The organism is Phenylobacterium sp. (genome assembly GCF_022402485.1).
Lineage (GTDB): Bacteria > Pseudomonadota > Alphaproteobacteria > Caulobacterales > Caulobacteraceae > Phenylobacterium.
In genome coordinates, this window is record NZ_JAKRSA010000009.1 from 42095 (window position 1) to 57053 (window position 14959).

At 65.6% G+C, this 14959-nt stretch carries 17 protein-coding genes; 8 read left to right on the forward strand and 9 right to left on the reverse strand.

The window, feature by feature from the left end; translation table 11 throughout:
* Position 1 precedes the first annotated feature (1 nt).
* The 4 genes from purU to MH112_RS01490 all read right to left on the reverse strand — a co-directional run bounded on the left by purU (position 2) and on the right by MH112_RS01490 (position 2451).
* On the reverse strand, positions 2-844 hold the full coding sequence (gene purU, locus MH112_RS01475) for a formyltetrahydrofolate deformylase (RefSeq protein WP_296562950.1): 843 nt from the start codon (positions 842-844) through the stop codon (positions 2-4).
* Between the two features lie 75 nt (positions 845-919).
* Positions 920-1576 (reverse strand): cytochrome b/b6 domain-containing protein, encoded by a 657-nt coding sequence (locus MH112_RS01480; protein WP_296562951.1) that lies wholly within the window; start codon positions 1574-1576, stop codon positions 920-922.
* Positions 1577-1582: 6 nt separating this feature from the next.
* Positions 1583-2095, reverse strand: a complete 513-nt coding sequence (locus MH112_RS01485; RefSeq protein WP_296562953.1) for a cytochrome c — start codon at positions 2093-2095, stop codon at positions 1583-1585.
* A gap of 146 nt (positions 2096-2241) precedes the next feature.
* Positions 2242-2451 carry a hypothetical protein gene (locus MH112_RS01490; protein ID WP_296562954.1) on the reverse strand — a complete coding sequence of 70 codons (210 nt, stop codon included), beginning with the start codon at positions 2449-2451 and terminating at the stop codon, positions 2242-2244.
* A gap of 306 nt (positions 2452-2757) precedes the next feature.
* Between MH112_RS01490 and MH112_RS01495 the strand changes: the two genes are divergently transcribed.
* Positions 2758-2967, forward strand: coding sequence for a cold-shock protein (locus tag MH112_RS01495; protein WP_296562956.1), 210 nt, complete (start codon positions 2758-2760; stop codon positions 2965-2967).
* A 151-nt stretch (positions 2968-3118) separates the two neighbouring features.
* Here the strand turns inward: MH112_RS01495 and MH112_RS01500 are convergent, their stop codons facing one another.
* On the reverse strand, positions 3119-3463 hold the full coding sequence (locus MH112_RS01500; protein WP_296562958.1) for a cytochrome c: 345 nt from the start codon (positions 3461-3463) through the stop codon (positions 3119-3121).
* 274 nt (positions 3464-3737) lie between these two features.
* The gene (locus MH112_RS01505; RefSeq protein WP_296562960.1) at positions 3738-4361 is read right to left on the reverse strand and encodes a LysE family translocator; all 624 of its coding nucleotides are present in this window, start codon (positions 4359-4361) and stop codon (positions 3738-3740) included.
* Positions 4362-4483: 122 nt separating this feature from the next.
* Between MH112_RS01505 and MH112_RS01510 the strand changes: the two genes are divergently transcribed.
* From MH112_RS01510 to MH112_RS01520, 3 genes are all read left to right on the forward strand, one after another.
* Positions 4484-5977, forward strand: coding sequence for a PAS domain S-box protein (locus tag MH112_RS01510; RefSeq protein ID WP_296562962.1), 1494 nt, complete (start codon positions 4484-4486; stop codon positions 5975-5977).
* Entirely contained in the window at positions 5970-6572 is a 603-nt protein-coding gene (gene fixJ, locus MH112_RS01515) for a response regulator FixJ (RefSeq protein ID WP_296562964.1), read from the forward strand. The genes MH112_RS01510 and fixJ overlap by 8 nt, the downstream gene beginning before the upstream one ends.
* Before the next feature lie 116 nt (positions 6573-6688).
* Entirely contained in the window at positions 6689-7078 is a 390-nt protein-coding gene (locus tag MH112_RS01520) for a response regulator (protein ID WP_296562966.1), read from the forward strand.
* Positions 7079-7081: 3 nt separating this feature from the next.
* Here MH112_RS01520 and MH112_RS01525 read toward each other — a convergent pair whose 3' ends face one another.
* Positions 7082-7684: an NAD(P)H-dependent oxidoreductase gene (locus tag MH112_RS01525; protein WP_296562968.1), complete on the reverse strand. Its 603-nt coding sequence runs from the start codon at positions 7682-7684 to the stop codon at positions 7082-7084.
* 197 nt (positions 7685-7881) lie between these two features.
* Between MH112_RS01525 and MH112_RS01530 the strand changes: the two genes are divergently transcribed.
* Positions 7882-8532 (forward strand): helix-turn-helix domain-containing protein, encoded by a 651-nt coding sequence (locus MH112_RS01530; RefSeq protein WP_296562969.1) that lies wholly within the window; start codon positions 7882-7884, stop codon positions 8530-8532.
* A gap of 158 nt (positions 8533-8690) precedes the next feature.
* Here MH112_RS01530 and MH112_RS01535 read toward each other — a convergent pair whose 3' ends face one another.
* Both MH112_RS01535 and cydD read right to left on the reverse strand, forming a co-directional pair.
* The gene (locus MH112_RS01535; protein ID WP_296562971.1) at positions 8691-10325 is read right to left on the reverse strand and encodes an ATP-binding cassette domain-containing protein; all 1635 of its coding nucleotides are present in this window, start codon (positions 10323-10325) and stop codon (positions 8691-8693) included.
* Positions 10322-11941, reverse strand: a complete 1620-nt coding sequence (cydD, locus tag MH112_RS01540) for a thiol reductant ABC exporter subunit CydD (protein ID WP_296562972.1) — start codon at positions 11939-11941, stop codon at positions 10322-10324. Before cydD ends, MH112_RS01535 begins: the two co-directional genes overlap by 4 nt.
* Before the next feature lie 102 nt (positions 11942-12043).
* On the opposite strand from cydD, the gene MH112_RS01545 reads away from it, so the two are divergent.
* The 3 genes from MH112_RS01545 to cydX are packed head-to-tail and all read left to right on the forward strand — an operon-like array spanning position 12044 to position 14917.
* Positions 12044-13615, forward strand: coding sequence for a cytochrome ubiquinol oxidase subunit I (locus tag MH112_RS01545; protein WP_296562974.1), 1572 nt, complete (start codon positions 12044-12046; stop codon positions 13613-13615).
* 11 nt (positions 13616-13626) lie between these two features.
* On the forward strand, positions 13627-14775 hold the full coding sequence (gene cydB, locus MH112_RS01550) for a cytochrome d ubiquinol oxidase subunit II (RefSeq protein ID WP_296562975.1): 1149 nt from the start codon (positions 13627-13629) through the stop codon (positions 14773-14775).
* A 19-nt stretch (positions 14776-14794) separates the two neighbouring features.
* Positions 14795-14917, forward strand: coding sequence for a cytochrome bd-I oxidase subunit CydX (cydX, locus tag MH112_RS01555; protein ID WP_296562977.1), 123 nt, complete (start codon positions 14795-14797; stop codon positions 14915-14917).
* Positions 14918-14959 lie beyond the last annotated feature (42 nt).

The following is a 14959-nucleotide window of genomic DNA, read 5'->3' on the forward strand; positions in this document are numbered from 1 at the left end:
ACTAGTCGGTAAAGACCACGGTCTTGGCACCGTTCAAAAGGACGCGGTCCTCAAGGTGCCAGCGCACCGCCCTGGCCAGCACCCGGCGCTCAATGTCGCGGCCCTTGCGGATCAGGGCGGCGGGCGTGTCGCGGTGGCTGATCCGTTCCACGTCCTGCTCGATGATCGGACCTTCATCGAGGTCGGCTGTAACATAGTGGGCCGTCGCCCCGATCACCTTCACCCCGCGGGCATGGGCCTGATGATAGGGCCGCGCGCCCTTGAAGCCCGGCAGGAAGGAGTGATGGATGTTGATGCAGCGCCCCTCCAGCTTGGCGGCCAGGCCATCGGACAGGATCTGCATATAGCGGGCGAGCACCACCAGTTCAGCGCCGGTGGCCTGGATCAGCGCCCAGATGGCGCTCTCCTGCTCCAACTTGGTGTCCCGTCCCACCGGCAGGTGGTGAAAGGGCAGACCGCTGAGATCGATGCTGGAATAGGTCTCAGCCGGATGGTTTGAGACCACCGCGCGGATGTCCATGGGCAGTTCGCCCCGCCGCCAGCGCCAGATCAGGTCTGACAGGCAGTGGTCGGCCTGGGACGCCAGGATCATGACCTTGCGACGCACCCTGGGGTCACGGATCGTCCAGGTCATGGAAAACTCTGCGCCGATGGACGCAAAGGCCTCTCGCAAGCCTTCCACGGGGCGATCGCTGGCCTCAAACACCACGCGCATGAAGAACCGGCCGGTTTCCACATCCCCGAACTGCTGGGCGTCGAGAATATTGCCGCCGCGCTCGAACAGGAAGTTTGCCACGCGGCTGACGATGCCGGGCCGGTCAGCGCAGGAAAGGGTCAGGATCATGGGCCGGCTGACTAGAGCATTTCTCACAAGGTGGGAAACGCTCAAGCCCACAGACAGGAGGTAGGGGTCAGCCGTCTAACCTGCCTGGGCGATCAGGGCCACCACCAGGGCGGACAACACAACCCCCACGGCCAGCCGCCAGAGCGGCGCGGGCTGGAGTTCACCTTGCAGGCCCGCAACGGCGTCTTGGCCCGTGATCATCGGAGTGATGAGGTTCCGGCGCTTGCCCAACAGATAGACGGCGATGGCCAGCAGATGCAGGGCGATGGCCGCCTGAAGGAACCGGAAGTTCAGTTCATGTACCTCTGAGACCCAACGTCCTGCCTCATAGGTGATGTGCTGAGCCAAGGGGCCAGACTCGATGCCGTTCACGTCGATGGCGAACAGCCCCAGGCCCACCTGGACGATCAGCAGGCCGATCAGCAGCAGCACGCTGAGTGCGCCCAGGGGGTTATGCCCGGCGACGAGCGGCGCTGTCCGCCAGTTGCGCACATAGGCCAGCACCGCGCCCGGGCCTCGCACGAAGCTGGAGAACCGCGCCGTCGACCCGCCGAACACCCCCCAATAGAGGCGGAAGACCAGCAGGCCGATAATGGCGTAACCGCTGTAGCGGTGGATGTTCATCTGCTCGCCGGCTGTCAGCCAAGCCACAACCACCAGGACGACCAGGGGCCAGTGGAACAGCCGGGTGGGAAGATCCCAGACCCTGACCGGCGTGGTCTTGGGGGTCACCGCAGACTACTCGGCTTTGTACTTGTCGTGGCAGCCGCCGCAGCTGGCGCCGACCATCTTCACATGCTCACGCAAGCCCGCCGCATCCCCAGCCGCCGCCAGTTGCTGCAGGGTGACTGTCGCCGTGACCAGGGTCACCTGAGCCGCGGCAAAGCCCTCCGGATCGCTCCAGACCGTGGCCAGGGCGTCGGTCTTGACACCATCATCGGGGCCAGAGCCAGCTGGGAACCAGGTGGGGATCTCGCCGGCCAGACCATTCATCCGGTCGGCGGCCTCGGCGATGGCGGCCATGTCTGGCGCATCCGACTTCAGCTGATCATTGACCACCTTGAAGGCAGCCCCCATGGCCTTGAAGCCTTCCTGACGCTCGGCCACCGCCGGCGGGGCCGGCACCGCCGCTTCCGTCGCGGCCTCCTCGCTCGCCTGCTGGCCGCAGCCGGCAACCAGGAGAACCAGAGCCGCGCCCATCAGGCCCCGACGGGCGTGGGACCAGATGTCGGAAGAAAGGGTCAAAGGCATGGGTCTTGAAGTCCTCAGTCAGGGTGCGCGCCAAGGCGCAATGAGTCTCTTCCCCTAATTATGGCGCAGGTTTCACTCCACGTGAAAAGAGGAAGCTGCACAGGACCACTGCGGGGCGCCTAATGCGTGTACAGGCTGTACCGGAATCAGGCCGTTGCGAAGAAGCCGTGCTCGCCGCTGACCCGAACCAGACAGGGCTGGCCCTTATCCTGAGCCGCGCGGGCCCGCTTGTTGGCGGCGGCCTTGGCCTCTTCCTTGTCGATGCTGTGATCAGAGAAGGCGCCATCCTGCTCAACGGCCCAGTAGCCGTCATGGCGAGCCACCGTGAAGATGATCCGATCCCGAATTTCGCGCATGGCAGGCTCCTGAAGTGTCAGGCCGCAGCCGCCACAGGGCGATGAACGCATTGAGAGCCGGCGGCCAGAACGAGATATGGTGAGCAGTGTATAGGATATTTCGCTGCAAGTCTGGCTGCGCTTAAAAATATTCTTGCAAATTTCGTGTCTTTCGTGCGATAAACATCCATCGAATATCGTTTTGGCTAGCCTAAATTCCACCGCGACGCACTTTGTACGACGACTGGACTCCTGGACCCTCTCCGAAGATTTGATCGCATGACCAATATTGGGCGTGTGAATATTTAGACCCGGAAAGGGATCAACATGAGCACGGGAACCGTGAAGTGGTTTAACGGCCAAAAGGGCTTCGGCTTCATCCAGCCTGATGATGGCGGTGCCGACGTTTTCGTTCACATTTCAGCTGTGGAGCGCGCCGGCATGGCGTCGCTGCATGAGGGCCAGAAACTCGGCTTCGAAATGCAGCGCGACGCCCGCAACGGCAAGATGTCAGCGGCCAATCTGCAAGCGGCCTGAGCCGGTTCAAACCGACTTAGAGACAAAGACGACAGGGGGTCGGCGTCCGCGCCGACCCCTTTTTACTGGGCCGACCGCGCCGTCATGTGACTCCAGAAGCATCCCGGCGGAGCCGAGCCCGTGGGTCGATGTACAAGGCTGGCGTGCGCCGCTAGCTCACGGGCGCAAGCGACTCTACATAGGCGACGATGTCCTGAACCTCGGCCGCCGTCATATAGATCGGCGGCATCTCCCCATGACCGTCCCGGGCAATCTGGGCCAGGGACCGTTCGAGGCCAATGGCCGTATGGCGCATGCGCACACTGGCGAAGGGAGGTGCCACGGCGTTGGCGCTTTGTCCGACATTGCCGACCGCGTGGCAGCCAGCGCAGGAGCGGGTGACAAACTGCAGGCCGCGCTCGGCGGCAGGACTTGCAGGCATCGAAGGCCCCGGTGCCATCGACGCGCAGGCCGCCAGAACCCCCGCCAAGCTGAGAACCACCAGAGCGTTACGCATCGCCAGTCTCCACCGTTGCGGACGTCCCATTCTAGCTGGGGGGCCCGGCGCCGTAGCCTCCGTAGTCCTACCTAGGCACCGCTCCGGAATAGTCGCCCGACTAAACTGGACTGATCCTGCGCCTCCCGAGAGAGGAGAACTTCCATGAGCGCTCACGACCTGTATCTGGGCTTGGTCCTGGCCACCTTCGCCGCTTTTGCCGTCACCCTGTTCGGCGTGTCCACCTGGGTTAACAGCGCCAAGCGCTAAGCCGTCCTGTATCGCACCCGGGCGCTCAGCCGCCCCGGGTGCTCCAGGCGACCCAGCCCGCCACCGCCACCAGGCCGAGCGCAAAGCCGGCCTGGACCAGAGGCGATTTGTCAGCCCGCGCCACCCAACCATAGGCCCTGGCCCCCAGGGCCACGATCGCGGTGTGGATCACGACTGAGACCCCCAGGTGAACGGTGCCCAGCAGCAGAAATGCACTCAAGGGAATCTCGGCCTGTGCGGGGGCGAAGCTCGGCAGGACCGCCACATAGAAGATCAGCGCCTTGGGATTGAGCAGGTTGGTGACAAAGCCCCTGCGAACATCCCGCCAGTCCCCCAGGGCACGCTCTTCAGGCTCGGCTGCGCCGCCCTGGCTGCGCCAACCGTCCCAGGCCAGCCAGAGCAGATAGATCACTCCACCCCATCGCAGGGCCTGATAGAGAACGGGCTGGGCCACAGCCAACTGTGAGAGCCCGACGGCCGCAGCAATCATGTGCACGGCAAGGCCCAGGGTGACGCCGACCACCGTCAGCATCCCAGCGCCCCAGCCCCGTCGCGCGCTGGCCAAGGCCAGGTAGCCCATGTTTGGTCCGGGGGTGAGCTCGATCAGCACCGCCGCCATGAGAAACGGCAACCACCCGAAACCATCCATTCTGAGAAGCCTCCCTCAACCCTGTCGCCATCGAGGATAAACACCCCGGCCTGCCCCTGGGGTCCGCACAGGGCTTTCCGACCGCTTGCCAAGCGCCTCGCGCCCTTCTACCGCATCTCTCCATGCACTGGCTCACTTGGCAAAGCGTCGCAAGTCGCCGACCCGCCTGGACAGCCTACCTTTGGGCGGCGGTGGCCACGGCCCTGTCTGGCGCGCTCTACGTGGCGCTCCTGCCCCTGGTGGGGGAGCGCACCTTCTATCTGCTGTTCCTGCCCGCTGCCGTGGTGGGGGGGCTCCTGGGCGGCGCAGGCCCTGCCCTCCTGGCGACCTTTGGCGGCATGGCCTGCATCTGGGCACTGGGCGGTCACGCCATCTTCACGGGGGCACCCAACCGGGTCGACAGCCTGTTGTTCGTGATCAGCGGACTGGCCATCGCCGCCGCCGGCGCCCACCTCCAGAGACGTACCGCCGAAGGCGCTGAAGCGCTGCTGCATCTGGCAGAGAGCGAAGCCCGACTGCGCTCGATCCTGGAGACGGTGCCAGACGCCATGATCGTCATCGACGATCAAGGGATGATGCGGTCCTTCAGCTTTGCCGCTGAGCGGCTGTTTGGCATGACTGCCGAAGAGGCCATCGGAAAGAATGTCTCAGTGCTGATGCCCGGTCCCTATCGGGAGCAGCATGATGGCTATCTGCAACGCTATATGCAGACCGGCGAACGGCGGATCATCGGCATCGGCCGGGTGGTGGTGGGGGCCCGCCGAGATGGCTCGACCTTCCCCATGGAGCTGGCGGTCGGCGAAATGGAAACCGCCGGAAAGCGGTTCTTCACCGGCTTTGTCCGCGACCTCACCGAGCGCCAGAGCACCGAGCGCCGGGTGCAGGATCTGCAGTCTGAACTGGTCCATGTCTCCCGTCTGACGGCGCTGGGAGAAATGGCTTCAGCCCTGGCCCATGAACTGAATCAGCCTCTGTCGGCGATCGCCAACTACATGAAGGGCTCTGAGCGCCTGTTAGACGCCCCGGAGCTGGACCGCGACAAGATCAAGGGTGCCCTGTCCAGCGCCACCGAACAGGCCCTACGGGCGGGGCACATCATTCGTCGTCTGCGGGACTTCGTGTCCAAGGGCGAGTCTGACCGACGCATCGAGAACCTGCCGCAATTGCTGGAAGAGGCCGGCGCCCTGGCCATGATCGGTGCCAAGGAGCGTGGGGTCAGTCTGCGCTTCGATCTGGATCATCAACTGGCCCTGGTCCTGGCTGACAAGGTGCAGATCCAGCAGGTGCTGCTGAACCTGATGCGCAACGCCATCGACGCCATGGAGACCTCCACGAAGCGGGAATTGACGGTCCTGTCGCGGCGGGCGGCCGATGACAGGGTCGAGGTGGTTGTTCAGGACACCGGGCCCGGTATCGCCCCCCAGATGATGGATCAACTGTTCCAGCCTTTCGTCACCACCAAGCCGCAAGGTATGGGAGTGGGGCTGTCGATCTCGAGAACCATAGTAGAAGCGCACGGGGGTCGGATCTGGGCCGAACCCAATCCGACCGGCGGGACGATCTTCCGCTTCACCCTTCGGGCGGTAAGCCGTGAGGATTTGGAGACCAATGACTGAGTCTGTGGTCCACGTAATCGACGACGATGAAGCGATGCGAGACTCCCTCGCTTTCCTTCTGGATACCGCCGGACTCAAGGCGCAAACCTACGAGTCGGCGCTCCAGTTCCTTGAGGCGCTGGAGACTGTGCCTGCCGGTGTCATCGTCACGGACATCCGCATGCCGGAGATGACCGGCCTGGAGTTGGTGCGTCGCCTGAAAACCCGTGGCTGCACCTATCCGGTTATCATGATCACGGGACATGGGGACGTGCCGCTGGCCGTGGAGGCCATGAAGGCCGGGGTGGTCGATTTCCTCGAAAAGCCCTTCGAGGAGGACGCTCTGCTGGCGGCGATCCGCGCCGCCCAGGCCCCGCCAGCCTCCGTCAGCGAAGATCCCGAGCGCGAGCGCATTCGTACGGTGCTCGACAGCCTGTCGCCTCGGGAACACGAGGTTCTCGATGGGGTTGTTGAGGGCAAACTGAACAAGGTCATCGCCCATGAACTCGGCATCAGCCCGCGGACTGTGGAAGTCTACCGCGCCAATGTGATGTCGAAGACAGGAGCCCGGGGGCTATCTGAACTCATCCGTATGGTGCTGTTGGTTCGACCGTAGATCAGCCGTCTAGGGGCGCGGCTATAGCGTCTGATCGAGGCCTTTTGCGTTGGATCAAGGCCCGTGGCCTTGGCCGACCATATGATTCCTTCTCCCGCTCTCTGACCGCGTGGCCCATGATTGCCGAGTCTATGACCCTGATCCGCCCCGCGCCCGTGGTCGTCCTGCTGGACGACGATGCGGCCCTGCGTCGGGCCTTGACCTTCTCCTTGGAGATTGAGGGCTACCGGGTGGAGTCCTGCGCCACGGGCGAGGAACTGGTGGAGCAGCCCCTGCCAGAGGATGAGGCCTGTCTGGTTCTGGACTATCGCCTGGGCGGCATGTCGGGACTCGACGCCTTACAGAGCCTGCGCGATCGCGGCGTGCACCTGCCAGCCATTCTGATCACCAGCAATCCGACCCCTGGTGTGCGATCCAGGGCCGTGCGGCTACAGGCGCAGGTGGTCGAAAAGCCCCTGCTCGGCGATCTTCTGCTGGGGCATATCCACCGGATCCTGCCGCTCTGAGGGTCAGGCCGCTGCTGCGCCCAGGCGACGCATACGCGCCAGCCACCGCAGACGCTGGGCGGGGCTGGGGGACTCCGCAGGTCCCAGAGCCATCTCGCGCACAGGACGGACGCCTGAAATCCAGAGCAGGCCCCGGCTGACGCACTTCAAGCCGTGAGCGAAGAAAACCAGTCGGAAGATGAAGCCCGGCATACCCATGGTCACGACCACCCGCGCTGAACGGCCGCCAAGGAGACCTTTCACGCCCTTGGCCTCCCCCGGCGCAGCCAGGGCCAGGCCATAACGGAACACCTGCTCCAGAAAGGCCTTAAACACCGCCGGCGGCGCACCAAGCCAAAGGGGATAGATCATCACGAGGTGATCGGCGTCACGAACGGCGGCCTGGATTTCGGCGACGTCTGGGGAAACTGGAGCCGTAAAGGCCACCTTCGAGGTAATGGGGGGCAGATTAAGGCTACCGACTTCGATCCGCTTGACCTGATGGCCAGCGGCCTCTGCGCCTTCCCCATAGGCCGTGGCCAGCGCCGAACAGAGGCGGTTGGGATGGGCGTCTGGATGCCCATTGATCAACAGGATCTTGCGGCTTGGGGTTCGGGGGCTGGTCATGGGTCGCGCTCCTGACGACCTGAACTGATCCTGGATGCAGCCTGCTCGCCTTGACCAGGGTCAAGGACAGGCCTTGCGAGATAAGGCCATTTGGTTCCACGCGGTGCCTATCCGGACAACTACTTAGGTAGCAGACCCGAATGTCAGGCCAAGGCGGCGCGCGCCAGGATGAGGTCATCGGCTCAAGGACCTCCGCCATGACCCTCGCCTACGCCTCCGACGCCCCCCTCGCCACCGCCGCACCCGGCATCGCTCAGGTGATGGAGCGGTTAGGCCTGCGGATGAGTTTCGCCAAGGACGAGGAGATCTTCTGCCAGGATGAGGAGGCCGATCTTCTCTACATCGTCGTCAGCGGTGCGGTTCGGACCACCCGCCTGTTGAGCGACGGCCGCCGTCAGGTCGGCAGCTTCTACTATCCCGGCGATCTTGTGGGCCTGGAGACCGGCGAGCTGCATCGCTTCTCCGCCGAAGCCCTCTGTGACTCCACCCTGCTGGTGGTCAAGCGCTCGGCGGTGAAGACCTTCGCCGGCGATGAAGACCTTGACCGCGCCCTCTGGCAGGCCACCCGCCGTGAGCTCGAGCGGACCCAGGAGCACCTGCTGGTGCTGGGTCGCAAGACCGCCTGCGAAAAGGTCGCCTCCTTCCTGATGGACCTGGCCCAACGGGACCGGTCCGATCAGATCGCCCTGCCCATGGGTCGCCAGGACATGGCCGACTATCTGGGCCTGACCATTGAAACCGTCTCGCGGATGCTGACCCAGCTCCAGGGCGCCTCGGTCGTCGAGTTCGACGGCTGCCGGCGGTTCCGCGTGACCCGTTGGGATGCGCTGGAACGTCTCGCCGAATAGGCCATCGAGCGCACGGCCCGCCAAAGGCCCGCGCCCGGACCTGACGAGATAGAATGCCCGCCGCACCTACCCCGTTGTGGCGGGAAACTCAGCGCTCGCCGGCGCAGCGCCCGGTTCCGCCCCAGACGGAACTGGACCCGCTGCGCCGGTGTCTTTTTTCATCCGGCCGCAGGCTCCGTCTCGGGGCGACGGCTATCGGGGGCAAGGGCAAAACGATGCTGGCACAGGGCCAGGGGCGCTGGCCGGTGCGTCACCAGCAGCAGACCCTGCCCCGTGCGTGCCAGTCGCTGGGACAGTCGGTCGATGACCAGGGCCTCGGTCCTGCCGTCCAACCCTTCGGTGGGTTCATCCAGCACCAGCCAGGGTGCCGGACGCAGCAGGGCCCGGGCCAGGGAGAGGCGTCGCCGCTCCCCCCCAGAGAGCCTTGCACCCCCGTCGCCGATCCACGCGTCCAGACCTCCTGGCAAGACCGAGACCCGCTCCTCCAGGGCCGCATCGGCCAGGGCCAGCCACATCTCCGCATCCCCTGCCCGTGGCGACCCAAGGCGCAGATTGTCCCGAATACTGCCCGTCAGCAGGCGCGCATCCTGAGGCCCATAGGCGAACTGGGCGCGGATGAAGTCCGGGGCCAGACGCGCCAGGGGGGCGCCTGCGATGGCCAGCCCCCCCAACCCCTCGGTGCGCAGACCAATCAGACGTTCGAGCATCTGGGTCTTGCCACAGCCTGAGGGGCCCATGAGCGCCGCGCGGGTCCCTGGGGAGAGCTGCACGCCATCACCAATCGGCAGGGTCAGATCCCGCGGACCAAAGGGGTCCGCGCCCGGCGTCGAGGCCGCTGCCGGTGCCAGGATCTGGTTCAAACGGCGCTCAGCCTCGCCGGCGGCACCGGCCCGCTCATAGGCGCGCAACAGCCCCGCGGCACCTTCGAGGGAGACCAGGGTGCTCAAGGCCGCAAGGGCGACCATGGGTATTGCCGCATCCCGGGTGACCACCAGCACGGCGGCAACCGCCAGGCCGCTGGTCACCGCCTGCAAGGCGGCCATCAGGGCTTCGCCGTCCACCAGTCGTCCCTGAGCTTTGCCCAGGTGCTGGTCATGGGACAGCACAGCGGCAACGGCCACATCCTCCAGGTCATAGCAGACCAGGTCCGGACCTGCGGCCAGATAGGCGGCCACAGCGTCCTTCAGGCCCCCGACCGCCACCTGCACCTCCCGTCCGGGTTCGGTGGAAACCCTTCGGGCCAGCACCCAACCGGCCCCGAGCAAAACTCCCATGGCCCCAAGCAGGCACAGCGCCGCCGCAAGTCCCGCCAGCAGCGTCAGGGCCAGTCCCGCAGCAAGCGCCGCTGCTGCTGCCCAAGGTGCCGAAAGCCGCACAAACAGGGTCTCCACAGCGTCCACGTCCTGAACCAGGCGGGCCGAGGCCTCCCCAGAGGACAGGGCGAGCGCCGCCTCCGGCCGCCCCCGGGCCAGGGCCCGGTAGAGCGCGGGACGGATTTCGGCCAAGGCGTTCAAGGCTGCGGTATGACCGCTCAGCCGCTCGCCGTAGCGCGCGCCGGTGCGCAGGATGGCCAGCAGCCGGATGCCGGCGCTCGGCAGCAGATAGTTGAAGGCCATGATCACGGCGGTGCTGCCTGCGCCGGCGGCGGCGGCGGCGGCGATGAACCAGCCTGACAGCCCCATGAGCAGAACAGCGCAAAGGGCGAGGACCGCCGCCGACAGGGCCGAAAGCCCCAGGGCTGTCGCTTGTCGCGCTCGCTGTTCGGCCACCAGATCCTGAAGCGATCCCATCATGTCAGGCGCACCACATGATCAGCCATGTCCGCTACCCGTTCGGAGTGAGTGGCGATGAGCACGGTCCGCCCACCGGCCAGGGTCGTGAGGATTTCAATGATCTCGTCCTCAGCCCCCGCATCCAGATCCGCCGTCGGCTCATCCAGACAGAGGATTGGCGCGGGCTTCAGCCAGGCCCGGGCCAATCCGATCCGCCGCCGTTCGCCCCCCGAGAGCCCAGATCCCCGTTCATTCAGAACGGTGTCCAGACCCGCCGCGCGGTGCCCCATGGCGCGCTCCAGCCCAACCGTCCTGGCCGCTGCCGCCACATCTTCAGGGGCGATTCCAGGACAACCGAGGGCGATATTGGCCGCCACGCTTCCAGGTGCCAGGGCGGGACTCTGGCCGGCCCAGGCCACCGATCGGGCAAAAGAACGGGCCGTCGACAGTCTGAGATCGTCCAGACGGACCTCCCCCCCCGACAGGGGCGCTGCCCCCACCAGCACCGACAGCAGCGAGGTCTTGCCAGACCCGCTGGCGCCCAACAGGACCGTGATCTTGCCGGCGGGGGCGGTGAAGCTAACCGGTCCGATCTCCACGCCGCCGGGATAGGTGATCTGAACCTTCTCGAAGGAAATCTCTGGAGCCTGATCAGGGCCTGTGTCGGCGGGCACCGGAATCGCTGGCCCGCTCAACAGGGCCGCCAGCCGCTCGGCCGCCGCCTCACCGGTCTGCTTGTCGTGATAGGCACCCGCCAGCCGGCGCAGGGGCAGATAGACCTCCGGCGCGAGGGCCAGGACAAACAGGGCCCGGGCCAGATCCAGCTTTTCGGGAACCGGGATTGGCAGCAGGCCCAACAGGTTGAAGCCGGCATAGACGGCCACCAGGGCCACCGAGAGAGCTGCAAAAAACTCAAGACCTGCCGAGGACAGGAAGGCCAGGCGCAGGACGGCCAGGGTTCGACGGGCCACCCCCCGGGCGGCCCCCTCCACCTGTGCGGCTTCGGCCACCTCGGCCTGGAAGGCCAGCACCACCGGCAGGGCCCGGACCCGGTCGACAAACAGCCCCGACAGCCGGCCAAGGGCTGCAAACTGCGCCCGCGCCGCTTCAGCCGCCATCATGCCGGCCAGGGCCATGATCAGGGCGAAAGGAACCAGGGCCCCGACCAGGATCAGCGCGGTGATCGGGCTCGCCACGGCGACCGCGGCCAGGACCACGACCGGACTGATCCGCGCCGCCAGGCCCAGTGGCTCGTAGCGGGCAAACCAGCCGTCCAGAGCTTCAACCTCGTCGACCACCGCCGCGGCGCGTTCCCCCACAGGCGCGGCCTGACCAGGAGGCGCGCGCAGGGCGGCGCGCAGGGTGGCCTCTCGCAGATACCGCTTGAGCCGACGGGCGCGCCGGGCCCCCGCGGCGGTGGCGGCAAACAGGGCGAACGCCCGCAACAGGGCTCCAAAGACCAATAGGGCGAGCCAGGGCCAGAGGCTCGTCCCGGCCAGAATCGCCCCCGTGACGGCACCGGCCAGACCCAGGGCGAAGACAACTGCCCCACAGGCGTCCAGGACCCAAAGCAGGCCAGGCCCCAGGCGGGAAGCCTGCGGCCCCTTTGCCAGCAGTTCAGAGAGCGGAAAACCCATAACACCCCTCTAGGGCCAGGAGTTTGGTCTAGGCCTGATCTGGATCAAGGAATATGCAGACCATCGAATATACGAGCCTCGCTACACCCCAAGGAGTCCCCCATGGACCTCGCTGTCGTCGAGCTATCGCGTCTGCAGTTTGCGCTGACGGCGATGTACCACTTCCTGTTTGTGCCCCTCACCCTGGGGCTCTCCTTCATGCTGGTCATCATGGAGAGCATCTATGTGATGACCGGTCGCCAGATCTGGCGGACCATCACGCGCTTCTGGGCCACCATCTTCGGGATCAACTTCGTCCTCGGGGTGGCCACCGGCATCACCATGGAGTTCGAGTTCGGGACCAACTGGTCCTACTTCTCACACTATGTGGGGGACATCTTCGGCGCGCCCCTGGCGATCGAAGGCCTGATGGCCTTCTTCCTGGAGGCCACCTTCGTTGGCCTGATGTTCTTCGGCTGGGACAAGCTCTCCAAGCTCGCCCACCTGGGGGTCACCTTCATGGTGGCGCTAGGGTCGAACCTCTCGGCCCTCTGGATTCTGATTGCCAATGGCTGGATGCAGAACCCCGTGGGGGCGGCGTTCAATCCTGAAACCATGCGGATGGAGATCGTCGATTTCCAGGCGGTGCTGTTCAATCCCGTGGCGCAGGCCAAGTTCGTCCACACGGTGAGCGCCGGCTATGTCCTGGCCGCCGTCGTGGTCCTGGGGATCTCCGCCTATTATCTGCTGAAGGAGCGTCACCGGGCCTTCGCCATCCGCTCCTTCACCGTGGCCGCCGCCTTCGGCCTGGCCGCCTCCCTCTCGGTGGTGGTCCTGGGCGATGAGTCGGGCTACGCCCTCACCGACAATCAGAAGATGAAGCTCGCGGCCCTGGAAGCCATGTGGGAGACCGAGGCGGCACCCGCAGGTCTCACCCTGTTTGGCCTGCCCAATCTCGAGACCCGGACCACCGAAGCCGAAATCAAGATTCCCTATGCGCTGGGCCTGATCGCCACCCGCAGCTTTGACCAGAAGGTCGAGGGCATCATCGATCTGGTGGCCGTGGCCGAGACCCGCATCGAGTCTGGCATCATCGCCTATGACGCGGTGGAACAGCTCAAGACCGACCCCCAGAACCTGGCCGCCCGCGCGCAGTTCGAGGCGCACAAGAACGATCTTGGCCACGCCATGCTGCTGCGCCGATATATGGATGACCCAAGGCAGGCCGACCAAGCCGCCATCCGCGCTGCGGCCTGGGACACCGTCCCCAATGTGCCGCTGATGTTCTGGTCGTTCCGCATCATGGCCGGCATTGGCTTCCTGATGATCGGCTTCTTCGCCACCGCCTTCGTCCTGGCCTCCATGCGGCGGCATGAAACCCGCTGGTTCCTGCGCACAGCGGTGTTGATCATTCCCCTGCCCTGGATCGCCGCCGAGCTCGGCTGGGTGCTGGCTGAGGTGGGCCGTCAGCCCTGGGCCATCGAAGGGGTGCTGCCGACCTTCCTGGGGGCCTCCAGCCTCACTGTGCCGCAGCTGTGGACCACCATCATCGGCTTCACCCTCTTCTACAGCGTCCTGGCCATCGTCGAGGTCGGGCTCATCCTCCACACCATCAAGAAGGGCCCGTACGCCAAGAGCGCGGATCAGCATCCGGTCGATGAGCCGACCGGACCCATCCCCGTGGCGGCCGAGTAAGGATCATCCCTATGGAACTGTTGCTCGACTATCCGACGCTCCGCGTGATCTGGTGGGGCCTTATGGGGGTCCTCCTCATCGGGTTCGCCCTCACCGATGGCTTCGACCTCGGGGTGGCCGCCCTCCTGCCCTTCGTCGCCCGCAACGACGCCGAACGCCGGCAGGTGATCAACACCATCGGCCCGACCTGGGAAGGCAACCAAGTCTGGTTCATCCTGGGCGGCGGGGCGATCTTCGCCGCCTGGCCCCTGGTCTATGCGGTCAGCTTCTCCGGCTTTTACCTGGCCATGTTCCTGGTCCTGTCAGCCCTCATCCTGCGGCCGGTGGGGTTCAAGTACCGCTCCAAGCGCCCCGACCCCCGCTGGCGGGCCTTCTGGGACTGGAGCCTGTTCGTGGGAGGCTTCGTGCCGGCCCTGGTGTTCGGGGTGGCCGTGGGCAATGTCTTGGAAGGCGTGCCCTTCCGCCTCGATAGCGATCTGCGGTCCTTCTATGAGGGGACCTTCCTGGGACTGTTTACCCCCTTCACCCTGATCTGCGGCCTCTTGTCGGTAGCCATGCTGCTGACCCACGGAGCCGCCTGGCTGACCATCAAGGCCGATCATGGGGCGGTCCGTGACCGCGCCCGGGCGATTGGCTCCATCGCAGCCCTGGGCACTTTCGTGCTGTTTGCCGTCGGCTTTGCCTTTGTGCGGTTCGGGGACCTGGGTTTCCGCCTGGACCCCGGCGTTGATATCGCCGGCCCGTCCAACCCCTTGCGCAGCGGCACAATCGCAGCGCCAGGGGCCTGGCTGGACAACTACACCCTCTATCCCTGGATGATCACCGCGCCGGTCCTGGGTTTCCTGGGGTCAGCCCTGGCCTTCCTCGGCATCCGCATGGGTCGGGAGCCCCTGGCGTTTGGGGGGTCTTCCATGGGAGCCCTGGGCATCATCGCCACGGTGGGACTGTCCATGTTCCCCTTCATCCTGCCCAGCAGCATCGACCCCCGCTCCAGCCTGACCATCTGGAACTCGTCCTCGAGCCACCTGACCCTGTTCGTCATGCTGGTGGTGACGGTGATCTTCCTGCCCATCGTGCTGGCCTATACCGCCTGGGTCTTCAAGGTCCTCTGGGGCCGGGTGACCCTGGACAGCCTGCGCACCAACCCCGACCTCTACTGACGGCTGAAGGAACCCTGACATGTGGTATTTCGCCTGGATCCTGGGCATTGGCCTGGCAGTCGCCTTCGGCATTCTCAACGGCCTCTGGCACGAGTTCAGCCTGCCCATTGACGATGAGGAGGATGAGGCCCCGTTCGCCTAGGCGTTCGTTTTGTGCCCATGTCTCCGGGAGGCCGTTACGCCC

Excerpts from the sequence above, each read along its gene's own strand:
- purU (WP_296562950.1), bottom strand. The coding sequence starts at position 844 with ATGATCCTGACCCTTTCCTGCGCTGACCGGCCCGGCATCGTCAGCCGC.
- MH112_RS01485 (WP_296562953.1), bottom strand. The coding sequence starts at position 2,095 with ATGCCTTTGACCCTTTCTTCCGACATCTGGTCCCACGCCCGTCGGGGC.
- MH112_RS01490 (WP_296562954.1), bottom strand. The coding sequence starts at position 2,451 with ATGCGCGAAATTCGGGATCGGATCATCTTCACGGTGGCTCGCCATGAC.
- MH112_RS01495 (WP_296562956.1), top strand. The coding sequence starts at position 2,758 with ATGAGCACGGGAACCGTGAAGTGGTTTAACGGCCAAAAGGGCTTCGGC.
- MH112_RS01500 (WP_296562958.1), bottom strand. The coding sequence starts at position 3,463 with ATGCGTAACGCTCTGGTGGTTCTCAGCTTGGCGGGGGTTCTGGCGGCC.
- MH112_RS01505 (WP_296562960.1), bottom strand. The coding sequence starts at position 4,361 with ATGGATGGTTTCGGGTGGTTGCCGTTTCTCATGGCGGCGGTGCTGATC.
- MH112_RS01510 (WP_296562962.1), top strand. The coding sequence starts at position 4,484 with ATGCACTGGCTCACTTGGCAAAGCGTCGCAAGTCGCCGACCCGCCTGG.
- fixJ (WP_296562964.1), top strand. The coding sequence starts at position 5,970 with ATGACTGAGTCTGTGGTCCACGTAATCGACGACGATGAAGCGATGCGA.
- MH112_RS01520 (WP_296562966.1), top strand. The coding sequence starts at position 6,689 with ATGATTGCCGAGTCTATGACCCTGATCCGCCCCGCGCCCGTGGTCGTC.
- MH112_RS01525 (WP_296562968.1), bottom strand. The coding sequence starts at position 7,684 with ATGACCAGCCCCCGAACCCCAAGCCGCAAGATCCTGTTGATCAATGGG.
- MH112_RS01530 (WP_296562969.1), top strand. The coding sequence starts at position 7,882 with ATGACCCTCGCCTACGCCTCCGACGCCCCCCTCGCCACCGCCGCACCC.
- MH112_RS01535 (WP_296562971.1), bottom strand. The coding sequence starts at position 10,325 with ATGATGGGATCGCTTCAGGATCTGGTGGCCGAACAGCGAGCGCGACAA.
- cydD (WP_296562972.1), bottom strand. The coding sequence starts at position 11,941 with ATGGGTTTTCCGCTCTCTGAACTGCTGGCAAAGGGGCCGCAGGCTTCC.
- MH112_RS01545 (WP_296562974.1), top strand. The coding sequence starts at position 12,044 with ATGGACCTCGCTGTCGTCGAGCTATCGCGTCTGCAGTTTGCGCTGACG.
- cydB (WP_296562975.1), top strand. The coding sequence starts at position 13,627 with ATGGAACTGTTGCTCGACTATCCGACGCTCCGCGTGATCTGGTGGGGC.
- cydX (WP_296562977.1), top strand. The coding sequence starts at position 14,795 with ATGTGGTATTTCGCCTGGATCCTGGGCATTGGCCTGGCAGTCGCCTTC.